Origin of the sequence: Gordonibacter sp. RACS_AR68, assembly GCF_030418485.1 — a bacterium.
Lineage (GTDB): Bacteria > Actinomycetota > Coriobacteriia > Coriobacteriales > Eggerthellaceae > Gordonibacter > Gordonibacter urolithinfaciens.
In genome coordinates this window covers 610,293-630,442 of record NZ_JAIPUP010000001.1, presented here as the reverse complement: position 1 = coordinate 630,442, position 20,150 = coordinate 610,293, and the positions used below count along the sequence as shown (strand labels likewise).

Genomic DNA, 20,150 nt, shown 5'->3' with positions numbered 1-20,150 from the left:
TTTCACCTCCGCATCTGCCGGACCGCACCCGACTCGTCCACCGCGCTTTCCCCAACGGCCGCAACAGCCTCGCGGATAACCTCATAGTTCGTGTCGTCGGGCACCTCGAACCGATCGTAGCCGAGCTCTTCGAGAACGATCCTCCCGCGCTCGTCATCGACCATGCCGAGCAGGCAATTCTGGAAAGAGCTTTTCAGGCCGTCATCGGCGAGCGCAGAGGCCACGACCGGGGGCATGCCCGCAGCCGGCCCCTTGTAGATAACATGGACGTTGCCCACCAAGTCGGATTGAGAGGCCGCCAGCTCATCGTACACGAGCCCGTCGACGGAAGCGGCATCGACGATGCCGAGGTGGACCGCATGCACGGAGGAGTCGTGGCTGTAGGTGTAGAACACCTCGCGAAAGAATCCCTCGTCGGCGCCTATCTGATCGTGAAGAAGCTTGAGCATCGAGAGCCGACCCGTGTAGGAAAGCGGATCGGTAAAGGCGAACGTCTTACCCTGAAGGTCCTCGAGCATATTGCACCCGCTGTCCGTGCGACAGATCAGGTAGGATCGGTAAAAACTGCTGCCGCCTATCACGGGAGCAGCAATGCCCGCAAGCGTGCCTTCGTCGCGCCCCATCACATACGAAAGCGAGCAGATGAACCCGAAGTCTACCTCGCCCGCCCCAAGCAAGTCGTTCACTTCTTGATAGGTCTGCCTTCTCACCACCTCGATACTGCGGCCTATCTTCTCTTCCAGGTAATTAACCAAGTTCTGGTATTTGTAGAACGACTCTTGGGGAGAGACGAGGGCAGCGAACGCCACCTTCACCTTTTCGGCAGCGCCATCAGACGCAGCCTCATCGCCATCCTTTCGCTCTGCGAACAGGGGAATAGCTTCGGAGTCTTTCCCGGCCGCGTTCGAGCAGGACGAAAGGACCGCCCCGCCCGACAGGAGCAGCATTCCAAGAAAGCACCTTCTATCGATCATGCGAGCCCCCTCTTAACGTTGCCCACCCCTCCATCGGCCGATTATAGCAACCGGCCGATGGCCCTCCCTGAGGAACGAGCCGGCCCCGAGAATCCACGATGCCGCTACAAACCGACGGGCAGGTGCTCCAAACCAAGCTTCCCAAAGCTCTTGAAATAGCGTGTGTCCGCACCTTCTTGCATAAGACCGAACAAGCGAGGCACCCAGCCGAGCACATACTCTTCCGCAAATTGGTCCATCTCACTGAAACGACCTTTGCCGCCCTTGCGTACGACCTCGAAGGCAAGATAGGAGAGGAACTCGAACAGGTAGCCGACGTAATCGGCGGGGCGCTTCTCATCCGGCAGGAGACTCAAGCCACCTTCTGCGTATCGCCGCGCAATACGCCTCGTCACCTCGCCGTCGACCCGATCGCCCGCCTCAAGGTACAGCGAGGCATAGGGCGGTGCGATCATCTGGAAGGGGCCGATGAAAAGCCTCGCATGGTCCACTTGGAGCGCGACAAGATCGTCGCGCTCCAACGACTCGGCCATGCCCTCGAGCAGCTCAACAGCTTCGCGGTCGCCACGATAGAGTCCTTCCAAACTCTCGACAACCGGCAGCAGGGAGGGGCTGGGGCCATCGAAAAGGAGGGAAAGGAGCCTGAGCGCTTCCGCCTGCGCGGCCAGCTCCTCGCACTCTCGAGAGAACACCATCGTCTCGACCTCCTTAGAAACTCCGAATATAGTACACAGCCGGATGAGTGCCCGCCTCGGGCTTGAGCACCTGGCCTCCATGGCGTACAAGCAGGCGAGATGCATCGCTTTCAGGATCATCGAGATCGCCGAACACGCGTGCCTGGGCCGGGCAGACCTCGGCACAGTAGGGCACGAGGCCATCCTTCACCCGATGGTCGCACATCGTGCACTTCTCAACGGTGCCGACTTCGCGCACCCCGGGATAGGTCGCCTCGCGATCCTTGTTGTAGTACGGAACCGGCACTCCCGTCTTCTCCTGTTGCTCCTTTGCGGTTGACGTGCAGCCGGGAATGGCAGGCTCGTCATCGTCCCACGAGCGCGGCACGTCCTTGCGATTGAAACTGACCGCGTTGTAGGGGCACGCCATCATGCAGCTCTTGCACCCGATGCAGCGGCTTGCTTCGTGCAGCGTGAGGCCGTTTTCATCCTTGTGCATGGCGCTCGTCGGGCAGACGCGCACGCACTCGGCATCGGCGCAATGATTGCACATCGTGGGGGTGTACTCGTGGCGCACATGGGGAAACACGCCGGATTCCTCGATGATATGATGGGACCAGAACATGCCGGTATCCACGTTGTTCTCTTTCTTGCAGGCGATCTGGCAAGCGCCGCATCCGACGCACTTATGCAGATCGATCACCATTCCATAGCGAGTCATTACGCTTCCTCAACTTTCTCGATCTTCACGCGGGCGAGGCCCCCGTGGCGCGTCGTCGACGAGCTGATGCGCTCGAAGTTCGACGGGATGAGCTCGTTGTTGTTGCCGCCGCGCGGCACCTTCGCCGCATAATCCTTGGTGGCGATGCGGCCGTACGCCCAGTGGCCTTGCCCGTAGCACTTGACCACGACGCCGGGGCGCGTGCCCTCCCACGCCTTGGCATGCACGACCACCGACCCCTGCACCGACGTCACGCGAATCGGATCTCCCGACGTTATCCCAAGGGCTTCGCAGTCGGCCGGATTGATCTTGAGCACATCGTCCCAAGGCTCGTCGCCCGGATCGACGTCCTTGAACTCTTGGTACCACGAGGTGTTCGCTGTCCGCCCTTCGCGATTCAGGCGCGAGCGATGCTCGCTGAATATGAAGGGATACTCCCCTTCGTCACCCTCACGGAACGCCTCCTCGTAATGGGGCACGAAGGCGATTTCGCCGCGCGCTTGGTAGTTCAGCTCATCCATCAGCTCGTCTACCGTTTTCCCAAACCCTGAGGCGTGCTCCTCCAGAATGCTTTTAAGCGTTTCGCTGTAGAACTCGTACTTGCCCGTCTTGGTGCCGAAGTCGTCCCAATGCTCTCGGTAGCCCTGCCTCTTGCTGTTCCATATGCCCTTCTCCACGAACTCGTCCCAACCGGAGAGCTCGTCGCCGCCCTTCTTGTCTGCCGAAGGATCCCAAAGCGGTTTCGTCAGCAGCTTCGTGGCGAAAAGCGACAGGTCCTCGCCGCTTTGCGGCTCCGCATCGGTCTCGGGGTCATGGAAGCATTCCCGGTAGTAATTGAGCACGTTCGGAAAACCCTTGTCGGCAAGCTTCTCGGCAATGAGCCACGCGATCTCGGTCTCGTCGGTCAGCGTGTCCCACAAGGGCTCGACAACCGGCTGCTCGAGCGCCGTGTAGGAGTGGAGGTCCTGCTTGTTCGTCACCGAGCCCCACCGCTCGAACATCTGATGGCGCGCCGGCAGCACGATGTCGGCGAACTGGGACATCTCGGCAGGGTTGAGCGTTATGTGCACGAAGAAGGGGATCTTCGCGAGCGCTTCCTCCCAGCGCTGCGCACCGGTGCACGAGTACACCCAGTTGTTCCAGTACGAGATGACCATCTTGATATCGTACGGCTCGCCTTCGTTCAGGCAGTCTGCGATGCGGTTCGTGATAACCTGATCGTGCAGCTTTCCCTTTGCAACCGCCGGAAAATCGAATGTGCCGCGCCGATCGAAAAACGGCTGCTTGACACCCGCTTGGGCAACTTCATCCTGGTAAGGCTTGATGTCCGGGAGCTTGCCCGCCGGCACGGAGGGCGCGCGGTTCGGGCCGCCTACGTTCTCCACCGAGCCCACGAGCCCGTTGAGCACGTTGGTGGCCATGGCCATGTAGGCGCCGCGCACCTGCATGGCCACGCCCGGCGACATCCAGGACGTCGCGTGCGGGGCGGCCGCCGCGAAGGCGCGGGCCACGCGGTATATCTGGTCGGCCGGAATGCCGCAAACCGGCTCGGCCCATTCTGGCGTCTTATCCAAAAGCTCGAGATTCCACCACTTCACCAGCCCGTTCGTGCGGTTTTCGGCGAACGTTGCCTCCTCAACCTGCTCACGCGCGGTAAAACGGTTCTCGCCATCGGTGAAATCGCCAACAAATTCCCTGTTCCAGAGTCCTTCGACCAATATGACGTGCGCGATGGCAGAGGCGAGCGCCCCGTCTTGGCCCGGTATGACGGGAAGCCATTCGTCGCCTTTCGCCGCCGTAGCGGAGAGGCGCGGGTCGACGACTGCCACCGTCGCGTTGTCGGTCATGTCCCCGAAATGGTTGCTGATGTTCGCGATCTGGCGGTTCGAGGCGATGGGGTCGGTTCCCCACATGATGAAATACCGCGTGTTCGCCACGTCGTAGTCGCGGTAATCCCAATAGCCCTCGGTCACACCGGCCCCGAGCTTCTCCGCCTCGGCGCATATCGTCGAGTGGGCGAAGCAGTTGCGTGTCCCGTAGATCTGGGGCAGCGCCTTGAAGAGCACGTCGGTGTTGTTGGTGGAGCGGCCCTTGAGGAACATGAACTTGTGCGTCTCGCCCGTCTGCCGCAGCTCCATGAGCTTCTCGGCTATCGTCTCGGCCGCCTCGTCCCAGCTGATGGGAACGAAGCCCGGGTCTTCGTCGCGGCCCTTGCTCGGGTTCGTGCGCTTCATGGGGCCCTTGAGCCTATCGGGGTCGTACAGCTGCTGGATGGCCAGGTGCGGACGCGGGCAGATGAAGCCGCGGTTCGCCTTCGAGTTCGGGTTGCCCTTCACCTTGACGGCACGCCCGTCCTCCACGTACACCTGCACGGCGCACCACGACGTGCAGCCCTGGCAGGCGGACGACACCCACCTGCCTCCTTCCTCGGCCTTCGCGGCGTTTTCGGACGGCGCCTCGGCGAAGGCGCGCAGCGTCGGCCCCGCCAATGCGGCCGCCGCTGCGGTCGCAGCCGTAGCCTGGACGAATCCGCGGCGCGTGATGTTGGTTTTCATACTATGCAGCTCCTTTCCGAGGTGCGTTTAGCCGATGAGTATCTGTGCGGTCGAAGCCAGCAGGAACTTGCAGGCGAAGCTGCCCGCAAGGGCGCAAACAGCTATGGCAAGGAACAGGGCCGTACCCTGCGCACGGGGTTTCGCGAGCGCCACGACCGATAGCACCAACGGCACGACGGCCCCCACGCCGAAGGCGACCAGCCACCAGACCATGCCGGATTGGGCCATCATGACGTCGTAGCAGAAGGCCGCATCGGCCCCGGCCGGGGCCACCGTGAAGCCGAAGGCGAGCATCAGCACCGCAACGGCCAGCGATGAAGCCGACACGAACTTCGCCTCACCGGCGGATGCATCCGCGCCCGCCAGTCGCCCGATAGCGGCCGCCGCCGCGCCACCGGCGAGCACCGACGACGTCATGAACAGCGGAATGATGAGCGCGTCGGCCCAGAGCCCCCGGCCGACCGAGTTGAGCACGAGACCGTGGTATGCGAGCACGAGCGCGGCGAACCCGACGCCCGCCGCGCCGACGACCTTGAACGCAACGCCGTCGAGCAGCGCGCCCTTGCGGACGAAGAGCATCGCGCAGAGCGCAGCGTCCACAAGCAGGAACGCCACCTGCAGCACGCCGCCCCATGAAGTCACCGAGGTCGCATTGAACCCCGTCACCGTCGACAGGATGCCGAACGGCCGGCCGAGCTCGCTCACCAGGCAGAGGGCACCTGCCCCGACCAAGGCCAGAGAGGCGATTGCGCCGATTCTGAGCGTGGAGAGGCGCCTCGCATCCCTTTCCCCGTAGCCGAACGCCATGAACAGGAAGATGCCGACGCCGATACCCCCTAAGAACAGATCCAAGAAAATACGCACGTCCCATAGACTGGAATAATCCATATCCTTCCCCTTTCGCATCGTCAGGAAACGCTGGTTCCATCATGCGAAATTCAAGGGAAGCTGGGTATCATCGAAACTCTGATTCTCTGTCAGAGTTTCCCCGACACCGTATGGCGAGCGCGTTAGAGGGAATCGACGAAGCGCCTCAGTTCTGCGACGACCTCGGTTGCGAGCGAATAGTGCATCCACTTGCCCTCCTTGCGGCACTTCACCAGGCCGCACGAGCAGAGCACTTTCATATGATGGGAGAGCGTCGGCTGCGCGATGCCCAGCTCATCCAATATCTTGCAAGCGCACAACTCGCCCCGCTGGGAGATCATCGTCACGATTTTCACGCGGTTCGCGTCGGACAGCGAGCAATATCCCTTGCGCATGGCTTCATACGCCGCACAAATGCGCTGCCAGCTTGGCGAAGTGCGCCACATACGAGGTCTCGTTGTCGAACCAGGCCGCCACTTCCACCAGATAGCGGCCCTCTGACGCCTTCGCCACCTTGGTCTGGGTCGCGTCGAAGATCGACTCGTACTCCGTCCCGGCGATGTCCGAGGACACCAGCTCCTCGTCGGTGTACGCGAACAGGTTGTTCGCACGCTCGCGCATGGCCGCGTTCAGCCCCTCAGCTGTGAGCGAGGCGGCCCGCACGCAGGCGTAGAGCGTGATAAGGCTGCCGCGAGTGACGGGAACCCTGATGGCCGAACCGGACAGCCTGCCTGCCAGCTCGGGCACCACAAGGCCCACCGCCTGGGCGGCGGCCGCACTCGTAGGGATGATGTTCGTGGAGGCGGTGCGCGACCGGCGCAGGTTGCCCTTCGCCTGCGGGTCGTCAAGCGCCATCTGAGTTGGCGTGAGCGCATGAATGGTGGTGGACACGCCATGCTCGATGGGCGCGATCTCGTTGAGTGCGCGAGCGAGCGGTGCGAGGCCCACCGTTGAGCAGGACGCCCCCGATACGATGGAATCCTGCGGGTCCACGGTATCCTCGTTGATGCCGAACACGACGGTGGGAACGTCGCTGCCGACGGCTGCCGACACGAGCACCCGGCCCGCCCCCGCGCTCAGGTGCGCCTCCGCCTTCGCGCGGGAGGTGTAGGCACCCGAGCACTCCAGAACGAGGTCCACGCCAAGGTCATGCCAAGGCAGCCGCGCCGCGTCCGCCTCGCGGAAGGCCGTAATCTGCGCAACGCCCAGCACGAGCGCTCCATCGGCGTACCCCACCCGCCCAGCCGCATCGAACGCGCCGTGCTCCGAGCTGTGGCGCAGCAGGTAGGCAACGGTTTCCATAGGGGCCACGTCGTTCACGGCCACCACCTCGAACCGCTCGTCGCACGCCAGCTTGCGCAGCGCCAGCCTCCCGATGCGGCCCAGCCCGTTTACTGCGATGCGTTTCTTCTCCATGCTATCCTCCTATGAAATGGCCTATCAGATTAACGACCTGCGGGAAGAGCGCCATGACAACAGCGGCCCGCACCACCTGCATGATCACCACGTCGGTGTTCTTCACGTTGAGGTCGTCGATGATAAGCGCCATGTCCGACGCCCCGGCCGGCGACGCGATGAGCATGCCCTCCTTGCGCCCGTAGCCGAACAGCCTGCTTTCCAGCCAACCCGCCCCGAAGCAGTTTGCCGTGTACCCGGCAACCAGGATGAGCGCCGGCACCGCGAGGTCGACCAGCCCTGCAAGCCCCTGCGCCGTGAGCAGCGTGCCCAGATAGCACCCCGCCACCAGCTGGCAGCACTTCTTCACCCTCTTGGGAAGGTAGGCGAAGTCGAAGGCCAGCTTCAGCACGAGCACGGCCAGGATGGACGCGGTGAAGGTGAGGCCGGGGATACCCGTCGCCTTGCTCAGCAGGCCCGCCACCACCGCAACACCGAGCGCTGCCACCGTAGACGCCGCCGACCTCTGCTTCGACTTGGCGCGCTTGGTGTGGGAAGCGGAGGTGCGGTTGCCGGGATCGGGATGGCCCTGCGCGGTGCGCAGCCGGTCGAACGCCGCGATCATGAGGGGGAACGCACCAATGCCCAGCACCTGGCGTATGAGCTGCATGATGGTGACGGCGGGCGCGTCCGCTCCCATGTCGGCTGCCACGATGGGCGTGTCGTTGATGCCGCCCGGCACCGCGCACATGAGCGACGTCACAAGGTCGAGCGGCGATGCCGCCCAGATGGCGAAACCCAGCGCCAGGTTCAGCACGAGGAACGACGCCAGCATGAGCAGAACCGGCTTCACGAAGCCCCGCATGCGGGCGAGGTCGCTCCGCTCGAGGGAGCAGCCCACGAACGCTCCGGCAACGATCTGCACGGCCGTCCGCGTACCGGAGGGCAGCCAAGCGAGACCCGTCGCCACGCTCATCACGGCCACGCCCGCGAAGGCACCTATCAGGTACCCAGCCGGAACCTTAAGCTTTTTGAACAGCAGCCCGCAGCACACGCCCACGGCCAGCGTGGCGAGCAGCCGCGCAACCGGTACCTCCATCCCTTCCCCTTCCCTTCAATTCTCGTAGGAGTATAATCGCCGTATCGGACGCAGGCAAACGAGGTGGTATCTGCGGGCTCGCATTCGTCCCCTTTCATCCCGCCTCGCCCCATCTCGCAGAAACGAGGCAGCATGAGGAACGACGAGGCGCTCACCGTCGACGATGTGGCAGAGATACTCCAGGTGGGACGCAACACCGTCTACGCTCTGAAGGACAAAGGCGAGCTGGGCTCCTACAAAGTGGGCCGGAAGCTGCGGTTCACCTACGCCGACGTGCAGGCCTACATCGCACGCTCGAAGGCGGCGCCCACGGCGGGGCCCGCAACCGCGCCCGCAAGCCGCGAACGATTCGTGATATGCGGCCAAGACATCATCCTCGACGTGCTGTCGAACTACGTGGCCCAGACGGGCATCGAGTCGCTGCGCGCCTACATTGGCAGCTACGATGCGCTCGCAGACCTGTACAAAGATCGCGTGCAGGTGGCTTCGTCGCATCTCTGGGACGGCGAGACCGGCGAGTACAACGTCCCCTACGTGAGGAAGCTGCTCCCCGGCGTTGCCGTGGTGGTGGTGAACCTCACCTACCGCATGCAGGGCTTTTATGTGGCGAAGGGAAATCCGAAGAACCTGCGGACATGGGAGGACCTGCTGCGGCCGGGCGTGCGCCTGGTCAACCGCGAGAAGGGCGCAGGCTCGCGCGTGCTTTTGGACGAGCACGTCCGCCTCCTCGGCGCGGAGCCGTCGTTCATCGAGGGGTACGGCACCGAGACGCAGTCCCATATCGCGGTGGCCAGCAGCGTGGCGCGCGGCCGGGGCGACGTGGCCGTGGGCAGCGAGAAGATAGCGCGGCAGGTGGAGGGCATCGACTTCGTCCCTTTGCAAAAAGAGCGTTACGACCTAGTGGTGAAACGGGAGAACTTCGACTCACGACCGGTACAGGCCATGATGGGCGTGCTGGAGTCGGGCCTGCTCCGCGAGGAGTTCGCCGGCCTCGGCGGCTACGACACCTCGGACATGGGCCGCATCGTGTGGATTGGGTAGCCGAGAGAAGGGCCTGCCCGGAATCGCGGAGTTCGGAGATTCGAATCCGCGAACTTGAGCGCTCAAGCGCTTCGGCGCTCGGCGAATACGTTAGGCCGGCAGGCGCCCTCCGCTACAGCGCGAACTCGTACAGCACTCCGCCGCGGCCGAGGTGGGGATAGAAGTCCTCGTAGACGCCGCAGTTCGCGAAGCCGCACGACTCGTAGAGCCCCTGGGCCCGCCCGTTGGTGGTGAAGGTGTCCAACCGCAGCGCCTTCGCGCCCGCCTCGCGCGCGGCCGCGATGGCGCCCTCCAGGAGCTGGCGCGCGTAACCGCGGCCGTGGAACTGCGGCAGCGTGGCCAGCACGTGAACCACCAGCACCTCGTCGGGTGCGGCATCCACCTGCCAGCGCACCTGGTCGTAGCCGGGGTCGCACTCCGCGTTCAGCACCAGGGCAGCGGCGAAGCGCGGCCCGTCGGCCCCGGTTCCGGGCGCCTCGACCACCAGCACCTCGCCCGCCTCGGTCGAAGCGCGCAGGAACGCCCGCGTCGGGTGCACGTCGTGCTCCCAGCACACGTCGAACTCTGTGCCGCGCATCCCGTCGATCATGCGCGTGTAGAAATCCAGCACTTGGTCGGCCTCATCGGCCCTCGCTTTCCGAACCGTTGCCATGCGCGGCTCCTTCCCCTGGCGTCCCCGTGATGTGAAAAAGCCCGCCTCCCGGCAAGGGGAAGCGGGCTTGCAGAAAACGTGCTGCTCGGCAGCGCGATCCTAGCGCTTGCTGAACTGCGGGCGCTTGCGGGCCTTCTTCAGGCCGTACTTCTTGCGCTCCACCATACGGGCGTCGCGCGTGAGGTAGCCGGCCTTCTTGAGCTCGGCGCGGTAGTCGCCGGCCGCAAGCAGGGCGCGGGCGATGCCGTGGCGCAGCGCGCCGGACTGGCCCGAGATGCCGCCGCCGTCGATGCGGGCGATGACGTCGAAGTGGTCCATCGTGTCGGTCACCTTGAACGGCGTGAGCGCGTAGTTCACCAGCGCCTCGCGGCCGAAGTACTGCAGGGCCTCGCGGCCGTTGATGGTAACCTTGCCGGTGCCGGGAACGAGACGCACGCGAGCGACGGCGTTCTTACGACGGCCGGTGCCGTAGTACAAAGCTTCACCTGCCATTGTTTAACCCTCCATCTTGATCTCGCGGGGCTGCTGAGCCATGTGCGGATGCTCCGCACCGGTGTAGACCTTGAGCTTCTTGCCCATGGCGCGGCCCAGCGTGTTCTTCGGCAGCATGCCCTTCACGGCATGCTCGATCACGCGCTCGGGATGCTTGGCCATGGCCTCGTTGAAGGTCTCGGACTTCAAGCCGCCCGGGAAACCGCTGTGGCGGTAGTAGCGCTTGTCCTCGGCCTTGTTGCCCGTCACGCGGATCTTGTCCGCGTTGATGATGACAACGAAGTCGCCGGTGTCGACATGCGGGGTGTACTGCGGCTTGTGCTTGCCCTTCAGGATGTGCGCGGCCTTCACGGCGACGCGGCCCAGAACCTGGTCCGCAGCGTCGATCAAGACCCATTCGCGCTCAACTTCTTGGGGCTTCGCGTAATACGTCTTCACTTAGCTTCCTCCAAATAATCCTTCATTCCGCCGTGCGCGCAAAAGCGCCCGCCGGGATCACCGCTCTCCACGCGTCCGGGCGATTCCCTTCGAGGCAGGGCCTCTCCGGCAGTCGTCCTTGGTGCGGAAGCGACACGTCGGTTTTCAAAAGTGCAGGTGGGACGGACCGTCGGGTTCCTACGCCGACACGCGACTCGGGCCTGGACTCCTTTGTCTGCGTCTCCGTTTTCGCTGCATGCACGGGGCTTTTGAAAGCGAACCTTTGCATTGTATGTCGGAGCCGTTCGCGAAGTCAACGGAAAACCTCCGCATTCGTCGCGATCTGCAGAAATATTCAAAAGTTTTTTCGGATGGCGGAGCCAAGGCGGAAGGACAGATGGCGTGCTTGACGAGGAGCAGGATGGCAGGGCTAGCCTTGAAAGAGGTTCTCGACTTCGACGCCGAGCCCCTCCGCAATATTGCAGAGCGTATCGAACTTCACGTTCGCCTTGCCCTCTTCGATCCTCCAAAGGTTGACGTGATCCATGCCAAGCGATTTGGCGAACTCGCGCCTCGACACATCCTTACTCTCGCGCAGCATGCTGATCCGCAGCCCGAGCCGGCGTTTCGCCTGAAAGTTCCTGATATTGTCATCCCGCTCGAGCATGACCAAAGCGTATGCGATACACTACATAGGTTGTATGTTTGCAAACATACAGTTGAGAAAGAGGGGCAACGTGAAAACACGCTGTCGCCGCAAATGGCTTTCACTCTGATGAAAGAAGGCATCGATGGGTGAATCGTACGAATTTACCTTCCAAAAGGTTTCGAGGCTCTGGGGCATAACGACGCAAAGGTTAGTCGACGATCAGGTGATTACCGAAAGGGAAGCCAAGCTTATCGACAAGGGCCAGGTCACGGCCGTCCGCTTGTCGACACTCGTCAGAATCTGCGAGGCCATAGGCTGCCCGCCAGGTGATTTCTTCGTTGCAAAACGAAGCAGACCAGACGATTAAAAGCGACCAGGTAAGGGGGAAGAATGGGGGCGGCTCTCTTGTCTTCCCTAAGCAGGCCGGCCCCGCGCGGAGGGCGCGGGGCCGGAAGGGAGGGAAGGTATTGCTGGGAGGTCTTGTCCGCCGAGGCCCCGACGAGCGCCGGGGCCTCGCGCGGCTCCCCGGGGTGGGTTCGACAGGGGCGGCCTACGCTACCGCGGGTGCGCCTGCGGCGTGCGGGGTGATGGCGATGCTGGGGCCGGTAGTGTCCTCAGGCAAGCCGAACGTGGTCACGGCTTCGCCGTACTGCGCACGCAACTCTTCCAGCTCGCCGAACTCGAGCGCGTTGAACGGGCAGGCCGCCACGCACACCGGCTGCTCGCCCGCCGCCACGCGGTCGGCGCACAGGTCGCACTTCGTCATCTTGCCGGCCGCCTCGTCGTACTGGGGCGCGCCATAGGGACACGCCTCCTCGCAGTACTTGCAGCCGATGCACAGCTCGCCGTCGTAGGTGACGATGCCGGTCTTGTCGTCCTTGGCGATGGCTCCGGCCGGGCATACGCCCAGGCACGCGGGGCGCTCGCAGTGGTTGCACGACATGGACGTGTAGAACGCGAACGCGTCGTGCGCCCAACCGCTGCCAGCGGCCGCGAACGAGCCTCCCTCCGTCTCGAACACATGGCGGAACAGGCGCGCATCATCGAGGTTCTTCTCGTCCTTACAGGCCATCTGGCAGGCATGGCAGCCGGTGCACAGGTCTTGGCGCATATGGAATCCGTATTGGGTCATGGCTCATCCCCTCCTAGAGCTTCGCGACTTCGACGAGGTTGGTGTGCTGCGTGTTGCCCTGCGTCCACGACGTGCGCGCCGACGACGTGAGCACGTTCAGGCAGCCGTTCTGGTCGACGCCGTCAGCGTCGGGGTTGTACCAGGTTCCGGTGGGCGCGGCCACGCAGCCGGGCACGATGCGGCTGGTCACCTTCGCCGCGATCTTCAGAGCACCGCGGTCGTTTGCCACCTTAACGATATCGCCGTCGGCAATGCCGCGCGCCTCGGCGTCCAGCGGGTTGATCCACAACACGGTTTCCTGCGTCTGCGCAAGCCACGGGTGCGTGAAGTAGCTGGAGTTGTCGCGGGCCTTCGTCTTCCAGCCGATGAGCTGTAGCGGATAGGCGGCGGCCAGCTCGGTGCCCGGCCCCTCGGCCACGGGCACGTAGTGCGGCGTGGCGGGGATGTCGGGGTTCTTCATGTTGTAGAGCGTCTTGGAGAACAGCTCGATCTTGCCGGAGTCCGTCTCGAACGGGTTGTTCTTCGGATCCTCGATCTGCTCCTTGAAGGCCACGCGCGGCTCCTCCTTCTTGAAGTAGGCCACGCCCTCCTTGACCATGGTATCGAAATCGGGCAGGTCGTCGTCGGGGAACTCCTTCTGGGTTTCCTCGACCATGAAGCGCACCCATTCCTCCTCCGTCTTGCCCCCGGTGAACGCGTCCTTCACGCCCATGCGGTCAGCGCATTCGGCCAGCCAGTCGTACTCGGAGCGGGCCTCGCCCAAGGGCTCGGCGATCTTCTGCGACAGGATGAAGTAGTCGCCGTTGTTCCACGTGCCTCCGATGTTCCAACGCTCGAAGCACGTGCAGGCGGGCAGCACGATGTCGGACCACTGGGCAGTGGGCGTCATGAACACGTCGGAGCAGATGATGCACTCCACCTTGCCCTCGTCCTCCAGGATGGCGCGCACGCGATTGAGGTCGGGGCCGGAGGTCATCATGAAGTCGCTCGCGATGTTCCAGATCATCTTAACGGGGTACTCCAGCTTGTCGACGCCCTTGAGGCCCGTCTCCTTCGTCAGAGAGGTGTGATCGTCGATGGCGTCGATCCAGCCGGACGACATGGGCACGCTCGCGCTCTCGAACTTCAGGTCCTCGGGCAGGTCGGCCATGCCGAGCGGGAACTTGCGGGTGAAGCCGTTGTAAGCGCCGGCCCAGCCGCCTTCCACGCCCACGTTGCCGGTGAGGCACGCCAGCATGCCGCCGCCGAGCGCCGTGCGCTCGCCGCATGCATGGCGCTGTGGGCCCCAGCCCTCGATGAGCGCCGCGGGCTTCGTGGTGGCGTACTCGCGGGCGATGCGGCGGATGGTGTCAGCCGGAACCTTGCAGATGACCTCGGCCCATTCAGGCGTCTTCGGCGTGCCGTCGGTCGCGCCTTCCAGGTACGCGCGGTAGGACTGGTTCGGCTCCACGCCCTCTGGCATGTGCGCCTCGTCGAAGCCGATGACGAACGTATCGAGGAACTCCTGGTCGTGCAGGCCCTCCTCCACGATGACGTAGGCCATGGCGTCCATGAGCGCGTTGTCGGTGGTGGGCAGGAGGGGAATCCACTCGTCGGCCAGCTCGACGGCGGTGTTGGAGTTGCGCGGGTCGATGACGATGAACTTGCAGCCGTTCTCCTTCATCTGGCGGTAGTAGTAGTTCGACAAGCCGAAGATGGTCTCGGCCGGGTTGTGGCCCCAGAGGATCACGAGCTTCGTGCCCTTGAGGCTGGCCAGACTGCTGCCGGTGTTCGCGATGCCGAACATGGACGGCGTGGCGGTGCCCGTGTTGCCCATGGACACCGAGTTGTAGCAGCCGATGTGGCCGCCGGTCACATCGCAGAAGCGCGCGGCCAGATCGGCACGCACGATGTTGCCGCCCGTGTCGCCCGTGCCGATCTGCACGTAGCGCGAAAGCGGGCCGTACTCGCCCAAGATGCGCTTGTTCTCGCTGACGATGTAGTCGATGGCCTCGTCCCAGCTGATCTGCTCGAACTTGCCCTCGCCACGTTTGCCGGTGCGCTTCATGGGGTGCTGCAGACGGTCGGGATGGTACTGCCATTTGCGGTACGAGCGGCCGCGCACGCAGGCCTTGCCGCACGGGGTCTCCTCGTCGGACTGGAACGGGTCGCGCGTGTCGACCTTCGTGATGGTGCCGTCCTTGACGTGCGCCTTGATGAGGCACTTGCCGCCGCAGTCGAACGTCGAGCACGTGTTCACCACCTGCGTGCCGTCGTCGGCGGCCTTGGCGGCACCGTCTTTCTTGGCCTGTTCCTCGCTCTTGGGCGCACAGCCGCCGAACATGAGCGCGCTCGCGCCCACGGCGCCGGTAAGCGCCAAGAACGACCGACGTGACAATCCGGTTTTCTGCATACGTATCCTCCCCCTTCGTTCTCTCCCTCGAGGGATGCGACGCGCAGCGAGCGGCTTTCCCCGAGCCGCGCGCCTCCCTCGTCCTTCCGTCGATCATACGCGCGAAATATTACGGACCGGATGAAGGTTGCTTATCTTTTCCTTACCAGATATTACCTAAATATTAATTATCTTTTTGATAATGATTAAATTTGGCTATCGCAAGGCAGCGAACTTGTAGCCCACGCCCCATACGGTGAGCACGTAGCGGGGCTTCGAGGGATTGTCCTCGACCTTCTCGCGGATCTTGCGCACGAACACCGTGACCGTGTTGGCATCACCCACGGCGTCCTCCCCCCACACGCTTTCGAACAGCTGGTCGCGCGTGAACACCTGCCCAGGGTGCTGGGCCATGAATGCCAGTATCTCGAACTCCTTTGCCGTGAGATCGATCCTGGCACCGCGCTTTGCGGCCTCGTAGCTGCCCAGGTCGAGCACGAGATCGCCCGCCTCCACCACCGTGCGCTTCGTGGCGGTGGCCCGCGCATGGTCGCGGCGGCGCAGCAGAGCCTCGATGCGCAGGGCCAGCTCCGCGGCGCTGAACGGTTTCACCAGGTAGTCGTCGCAGCCCATCTTGAAGCCCATGGACTTGTCCACGATGTCGCCCTTGGCCGAAAGAAACATCACCGGTACGTCCTGGTCGCGGTGACGGATAGCGTCGCAGGCGTCGAACCCGTTCATGTCGGGCATCATAACGTCGAGAATGACCAGGTCGGGCGCCTGCTCATCGAAGAGCACGAGTGCTTCCGAGCCGTTCTTCGCATACAGGAACTCGTGGCCTCCCTGCACCACGATGTGCTCCACCACGTTACGCATGCTCGTCTCGTCGTCAGCCAGCAGTATGCGTGCCATCGGCCCGCCCCTCTCCCTCTTGATCCCCCTCTGCGACAGCTCGCCCGGCGTCCACGGGAAACGCCGCCGTGAACTCGCTGCCTGCGCCTGGGTCGCTGCGCGCCTCCACCGTGCCGCCGCGCAGCTCCATGAGCTCGCGGGCCAGCGACAGACCCAGGCCACTTCCATTGTAGCGACGCGAGGCCGAGGCGTCGCCCTGCACGAACTTGTCGAAGATGACGGCCATGTCCGCCGGCTCGATGCCGATGCCGTCGTCCCGCACGGCCACGCGCACGGTGCCCGCGGTCTCGTCGAAAGTGGCCTCGATGTCGATGCGGCCGCCCGCCGGCGTGAACTTCACCGCGTTGCCCGCCAGGTTCTCCACCACGCGGCGCGCCTTGTCGGGATCGGCCGTGATGAGCGGCACGTTGCGCGCCACCTCCACCGAGAGGACAACGCCCTTCGTACGCGCCAGCGGTTCGAGCGCGGCTTCCACGCTGTTCACTACATCGGCCATATCCACCACCTGCAGGGCGAGCTCGCTCTTGCCCGCTTCAAGCCGCGCGACGTCGAGAATGTTGTTGATGCGGCTGAGCAGGATGGCTGCGTTCTGCCGGATCTCGCCCAGGATGTGGGCGCGCTCGCCCGTAGCGTCGTCTTCTTGTTCCTGCAGGATCTCGGTGAACGCGATGACCGAGGTGAGAGGCGTGCGCAGCTCGTGGCTCATCATAGCCAGGAAGTCGGACTTGTAGCGGCTCTCCTCTGACAGGCGCTCGTTCATTGCCTCGAGCTGCCCGCGCTGGCGCAGCAGCTCCTCGTTCGCCACCATCAGCTGACCGGCACGCAGCTCCACCTGGCTCTCCAGGTTGTCGTAGAGCGCGTTCAGCTCCGCGCTCATGGTCTGGAAGTACGCGGCCAATTCATGCACCTCGCCGTCGCCGCGCACGTCCTTCACGTCCACGGCGAAGCGGCCGCCGTCGGTCACGCGCACGGCGTTCTTCAGCCGCTCGAGCGGCGCCGTGACAAAGCGGTTCACGAAAAAGTACACCGACACGACGCACGCCACGATGAGCGCGAAGAACAAGAATCCCTCGCGCGCGACGTTCTGCGCGATGCTCTCGTCATAGGTCGCCGAAGGCACCACGACGCTGATCACCCCGTACAGGTCGCCCAGTTCAAGGCCCTCCTTCGCACGGCCTGTGACATCCCGCTCGCCCGCCGGTCCACCGTGGCACGGCATGCAGCTGGAATCGATGCGCAGCGGCGTGACGTAACGCAGCGAGCTCTGGCCGTCGAACGCGGCCATCTCGTCGTAGGACGCGAGGGAGGCATCTTGCCGGAAGCGCTCCATGACCTGGGTCTCGAACTCGTCGGTGGCATGTGCGGCGTTGCGCGGGCGGTCGCTCACGTAGCGGATCTTGTAGTCGGTATCCTGCGAGAAGTGGTTGCTCACGCTCAGGCCGACGATGGAGCAGTGCAGCCCCTTGAAGTCGTAGTTGCCGTCGCTATCGTAGTTGATGCGATCCTGGTTGATGGCCATGAAGTCCCACATGGCGTTGAGCTGGCGCGTAAGCATGCTGGCTTGCTCGCGCATGGCCGCTTGAGCCTGCTCGCGCTGCGACGTGTACGACCACGCCACGTTCAGCGCCATGAGCAGCGCGATGATCACGACGGTGGGCACCGCCAGCTTGTACTTGAGCTTCCCGTGAGACATGCGTCCCCCTCCCCTTGCCCCGCCACGATAGCATACCGGGGGCGGGGTGAAGGAGACGAAGGCGAACAGTCGGACGATTCGTGTAGCGTTACTTTTTCTTTGCTTTGAATCATACTATAAAATGCTTATTCGAGAATCTGAGACCAGCATGGCAGCACCGATCATCCGCTCTTCCACCGACATCCGCCGCGACTACAACGGCATCGAGGCGCTGGCAAAAGAGACCGGCCAGCCCATCTCTCTCACGAAGAACAGCCGCGCGTCGCTCGTGGTTATCGACGCAGCCACATTCGACTACGACCAGTACGTAAGCCTCATGATCGACGAGGCCATCGATCACAACAAGCGCCACCCCCTCACGTATACGCCGGAGGAGGCCCTTGAGGAGGCGTATCGTCACGCCGTCGCGAAAGGCCTACCCGTCGATGATCAAGATGCCAACCATGACGGCGAGAGCCGAAAGGTTGATGGCATATGAAGTACGAGGTGGTCATCGAGGACATGGCGACTGAAGACCTAAGCGACCTGCTCCTTTACAAAACCGCGTTCACACATTCTGTTTCCCGAGCGAAGGAGCAGTTGTCCAACCTTGTTATGACGGCTGCGAAGACCTATCGGAGTTCCCCGATCGGCATGCGGAGAAAGCCCGCGGATTCACCGATGCGCTTCGGCGAAAGCGCGAGGTCGGAAAATATGCGGTCTTTTATTGGATCGAGGAAGATCGGCCGCGTGCTCATAGAACGCTTCGCTCACACGAAAGCCGACTTCAACCGCATCCACTTCGGTAATTGAACCGCCCTGCTTCGCTGCGGCATCGTCGCTCGCGCCGCTACGCAGCAGGCCACTGCGACCTCTACTTCCCGTCGAACAAACCACCCAACTTGCCGAGAAGGGCGCTCGGGTCGTTGCCGAGGAAGTCGCCGGCAGCCTTCATGACGGCGTCCAGGTTCAGCTCCTTGCCCTCCAGCAGCGGCTCGACGGCCTTCACCACGTCGGCTACCTGCTCCTCGCTCAGATCGAGGCCCGTGGCACCCTTGATGGCGGCGGCCGGGTCCACGCCGAACTGCTTGAGGCTGTCCGGGTCTTCCGCGGCCGATTTCACCAGTTGTCCCACGATCTCCTGCACGTCCACGCCCATGGCTTCCTCTTTCAACTAATGCTTGCACCCCCACAGGGAAAACCTGCTTTTCCACTGTGGGAATTATAATGGGATGCGCGAGGGGATACGGCAAAGGCCCAGTTCAACCATAGATTGAACCGCAAGGAGACAGGGATCGCATGACTACGAAGAAGCACGACGAAGAGGCCGCCGAGGAAACGAAGGCAGCTGCGAAGCCGAAGGCGAAGAAGCCCGCGCCGGAGCCCGCATCCGGTAAGGAGGAGGTAGCCGAGAATGGGGCCGCGACAGCCGAGCCTGCGGCGGAGCATCCCGCCAAGAAGGAGCCGAAGGAGCGCACGTTCGTCGACGCCAAGACCGGCAAGGCCATCGCGCACCCGCACCAAGGCGGCTCGGGCGCCGAGGCCAACCAGGCCGCGCGCGAGGAGATGCACTCTGCCCGCAACGGGTCGGCGCTTCCCTTCCGCATCGGGGCCGCGGTGCTTTGGGTGCTGGGCATCGTATGCGAGATAATGGCCGTGCTCGTGATGAACGGCACGCTGTTCCTGCCCGGCCCGGGTGCTTCGACGTGGCTCATCATCTTCCTCGTGGTCGACCTCGTGATGGTGGTCATAGGCTCGCAGCTGTGGAAGCGCGCGAACCACCTCGCGCCGGCCTCCAAGGAGAACAAGCTGTCCTACTGGGTGCAGACCGACCTGGGCGTCATCGTCGCCGCCATCGCGTTCGCCCCCGTCATCCTGCTGTTGCTGACGAACAAGGACCTGGACAAGGGCACGAAGAAGGCGGGCGCCATCGTGGCGGCCATCGCGCTCGTGGCCGCCGTGGCGAGCGGCATCGACTACCATCCGGCCACGCAGGAGGATCTCGACCAGGCCGAGGCGGGCGCGGCGGTGCTCTCCGACGACGGGCTGGCCTACTGGACGCCGTTCGGCGAGGTGTACCACTTCAATCCCGATTGCCAGCACCTCAAGAACTCGGGGACCATCTACTCCGGCACCGTGCAGGACGCGCTGGACGCGAAGCGCACGCGCGGCTGTTCGGGATGCACGGTCGAGGACGGCACCGACGTCCTGTCGAAGGCCGACCCCGCGGCCGTCGCAGCGGCGCTGGCGAACGTCGTCAAGGTGGGCGGCGACAACGGGAGCGTCGGCGGCTCCGGCGCGCAGGAACCGGGCGAAGGCGAGGATGACGCTTGGGAAGGCCTATCGGAGGCAGCATAACTGCCGGCACGCCCGCAAGCATCGCCAGGAGGATCTACGGATGCGGGTTCTCCTGGCGATAGGAAATAGTTGGACGCCGTTAACTCTGTGAGCCGACTTTGCTATCATGGTTCCCGACGAGAGAGCCAACGACGCCCTGCTGATGCGGGCGCCTTCAGGGGTAGAGGGG

The 20,150-nt window shown here is 63.7% G+C and carries 22 protein-coding genes; 5 read left to right on the top strand and 17 right to left on the bottom strand.

Features of this window, described 5'->3' with window-relative positions; all coding sequences use genetic code 11:
* Window positions 1-2: 2 nt before the first annotated feature.
* The 8 genes from K9U15_RS02680 to K9U15_RS02645 all read right to left on the bottom strand — a co-directional run bounded on the left by K9U15_RS02680 (window position 3) and on the right by K9U15_RS02645 (window position 8,285).
* Window positions 3-974, bottom strand: a complete 972-nt coding sequence (locus K9U15_RS02680) for a PhnD/SsuA/transferrin family substrate-binding protein (RefSeq protein WP_301155555.1) — start codon at window positions 972-974, stop codon at window positions 3-5.
* Window positions 975-1,078: 104 nt separating this feature from the next.
* On the bottom strand, window positions 1,079-1,669 hold the full coding sequence (locus K9U15_RS02675; RefSeq protein ID WP_301155554.1) for a molecular chaperone: 591 nt from the start codon (window positions 1,667-1,669) through the stop codon (window positions 1,079-1,081).
* A gap of 13 nt (window positions 1,670-1,682) precedes the next feature.
* Window positions 1,683-2,369 (bottom strand): 4Fe-4S dicluster domain-containing protein, encoded by a 687-nt coding sequence (locus tag K9U15_RS02670; RefSeq protein ID WP_301155553.1) that lies wholly within the window; start codon window positions 2,367-2,369, stop codon window positions 1,683-1,685.
* Window positions 2,369-4,924 carry a molybdopterin-dependent oxidoreductase gene (locus K9U15_RS02665; protein WP_301155552.1) on the bottom strand — a complete coding sequence of 852 codons (2,556 nt, stop codon included), beginning with the start codon at window positions 4,922-4,924 and terminating at the stop codon, window positions 2,369-2,371. The genes K9U15_RS02670 and K9U15_RS02665 overlap by 1 nt, the downstream gene beginning before the upstream one ends.
* 27 nt (window positions 4,925-4,951) lie before the next feature.
* Window positions 4,952-5,812 carry an NrfD/PsrC family molybdoenzyme membrane anchor subunit gene (gene nrfD, locus K9U15_RS02660; protein WP_301155551.1) on the bottom strand — a complete coding sequence of 287 codons (861 nt, stop codon included), beginning with the start codon at window positions 5,810-5,812 and terminating at the stop codon, window positions 4,952-4,954.
* A gap of 122 nt (window positions 5,813-5,934) precedes the next feature.
* Window positions 5,935-6,186, bottom strand: coding sequence for a metalloregulator ArsR/SmtB family transcription factor (locus K9U15_RS02655; protein WP_301155550.1), 252 nt, complete (start codon window positions 6,184-6,186; stop codon window positions 5,935-5,937).
* Between the two features lie 4 nt (window positions 6,187-6,190).
* Window positions 6,191-7,207: a type I glyceraldehyde-3-phosphate dehydrogenase gene (locus tag K9U15_RS02650; protein ID WP_301155549.1), complete on the bottom strand. Its 1,017-nt coding sequence runs from the start codon at window positions 7,205-7,207 to the stop codon at window positions 6,191-6,193.
* A 1-nt stretch (window position 7,208) separates the two neighbouring features.
* Window positions 7,209-8,285 carry an AbrB family transcriptional regulator gene (locus K9U15_RS02645; protein WP_301155548.1) on the bottom strand — a complete coding sequence of 359 codons (1,077 nt, stop codon included), beginning with the start codon at window positions 8,283-8,285 and terminating at the stop codon, window positions 7,209-7,211.
* 132 nt (window positions 8,286-8,417) lie between these two features.
* Between K9U15_RS02645 and K9U15_RS02640 the strand changes: the two genes are divergently transcribed.
* Window positions 8,418-9,326 carry a helix-turn-helix transcriptional regulator gene (locus tag K9U15_RS02640; protein WP_301155547.1) on the top strand — a complete coding sequence of 303 codons (909 nt, stop codon included), beginning with the start codon at window positions 8,418-8,420 and terminating at the stop codon, window positions 9,324-9,326.
* 112 nt (window positions 9,327-9,438) lie between these two features.
* On the opposite strand, the gene K9U15_RS02635 is transcribed toward K9U15_RS02640, so the two are convergent.
* The 4 genes from K9U15_RS02635 to K9U15_RS14500 form a co-directional block, all read right to left on the bottom strand.
* Complete coding sequence (locus K9U15_RS02635) at window positions 9,439-9,978, bottom strand: GNAT family N-acetyltransferase (RefSeq protein WP_301155546.1); 540 nt, start codon at window positions 9,976-9,978, stop codon at window positions 9,439-9,441.
* A gap of 99 nt (window positions 9,979-10,077) precedes the next feature.
* Entirely contained in the window at window positions 10,078-10,470 is a 393-nt protein-coding gene (gene rpsI / locus K9U15_RS02630; protein WP_041239129.1) for a 30S ribosomal protein S9, read from the bottom strand.
* Window positions 10,471-10,473: 3 nt separating this feature from the next.
* The gene (rplM, locus tag K9U15_RS02625; protein ID WP_087190232.1) at window positions 10,474-10,908 is read right to left on the bottom strand and encodes a 50S ribosomal protein L13; all 435 of its coding nucleotides are present in this window, start codon (window positions 10,906-10,908) and stop codon (window positions 10,474-10,476) included.
* 409 nt (window positions 10,909-11,317) lie between these two features.
* Entirely contained in the window at window positions 11,318-11,488 is a 171-nt protein-coding gene (locus tag K9U15_RS14500; RefSeq protein ID WP_367316870.1) for a helix-turn-helix domain-containing protein, read from the bottom strand.
* Between the two features lie 190 nt (window positions 11,489-11,678).
* Between K9U15_RS14500 and K9U15_RS14495 the strand changes: the two genes are divergently transcribed.
* Entirely contained in the window at window positions 11,679-11,903 is a 225-nt protein-coding gene (locus K9U15_RS14495; RefSeq protein ID WP_123672781.1) for a helix-turn-helix transcriptional regulator, read from the top strand.
* Window positions 11,904-12,086: 183 nt separating this feature from the next.
* Here the strand turns inward: K9U15_RS14495 and K9U15_RS02615 are convergent, their stop codons facing one another.
* The 4 genes from K9U15_RS02615 to K9U15_RS02600 form a co-directional block, all read right to left on the bottom strand.
* Window positions 12,087-12,668 (bottom strand): DMSO/selenate family reductase complex B subunit, encoded by a 582-nt coding sequence (locus K9U15_RS02615; protein ID WP_227153684.1) that lies wholly within the window; start codon window positions 12,666-12,668, stop codon window positions 12,087-12,089.
* Between the two features lie 13 nt (window positions 12,669-12,681).
* The gene (locus K9U15_RS02610; protein ID WP_301155545.1) at window positions 12,682-15,060 is read right to left on the bottom strand and encodes a DMSO/selenate family reductase complex A subunit; all 2,379 of its coding nucleotides are present in this window, start codon (window positions 15,058-15,060) and stop codon (window positions 12,682-12,684) included.
* Between the two features lie 195 nt (window positions 15,061-15,255).
* Entirely contained in the window at window positions 15,256-15,951 is a 696-nt protein-coding gene (locus tag K9U15_RS02605; RefSeq protein WP_123672784.1) for a response regulator transcription factor, read from the bottom strand.
* On the bottom strand, window positions 15,929-17,644 hold the full coding sequence (locus K9U15_RS02600; protein WP_227153682.1) for a DUF3365 domain-containing protein: 1,716 nt from the start codon (window positions 17,642-17,644) through the stop codon (window positions 15,929-15,931). Before K9U15_RS02600 ends, K9U15_RS02605 begins: the two co-directional genes overlap by 23 nt.
* Window positions 17,645-17,792: 148 nt before the next feature.
* On the opposite strand from K9U15_RS02600, the gene K9U15_RS02595 reads away from it, so the two are divergent.
* Together K9U15_RS02595 and K9U15_RS02590 are read left to right on the top strand one after the other, a co-directional pair.
* Window positions 17,793-18,122, top strand: coding sequence for a prevent-host-death family protein (locus K9U15_RS02595; protein ID WP_123672787.1), 330 nt, complete (start codon window positions 17,793-17,795; stop codon window positions 18,120-18,122).
* Window positions 18,119-18,436, top strand: a complete 318-nt coding sequence (locus K9U15_RS02590; RefSeq protein WP_123672789.1) for a hypothetical protein — start codon at window positions 18,119-18,121, stop codon at window positions 18,434-18,436. Before K9U15_RS02595 ends, K9U15_RS02590 begins: the two co-directional genes overlap by 4 nt.
* 61 nt (window positions 18,437-18,497) lie before the next feature.
* Here the strand turns inward: K9U15_RS02590 and K9U15_RS02585 are convergent, their stop codons facing one another.
* A complete protein-coding gene (locus tag K9U15_RS02585; RefSeq protein WP_087190233.1) occupies window positions 18,498-18,782 on the bottom strand; it encodes a homocitrate synthase in 285 nt (94 codons plus the stop codon).
* Window positions 18,783-18,922: 140 nt separating this feature from the next.
* Here K9U15_RS02585 and K9U15_RS02580 point away from each other — a divergent pair, with 140 nt between their 5' ends.
* Entirely contained in the window at window positions 18,923-19,981 is a 1,059-nt protein-coding gene (locus K9U15_RS02580; RefSeq protein ID WP_301155544.1) for a hypothetical protein, read from the top strand.
* Window positions 19,982-20,150: the final 169 nt, after the last annotated feature.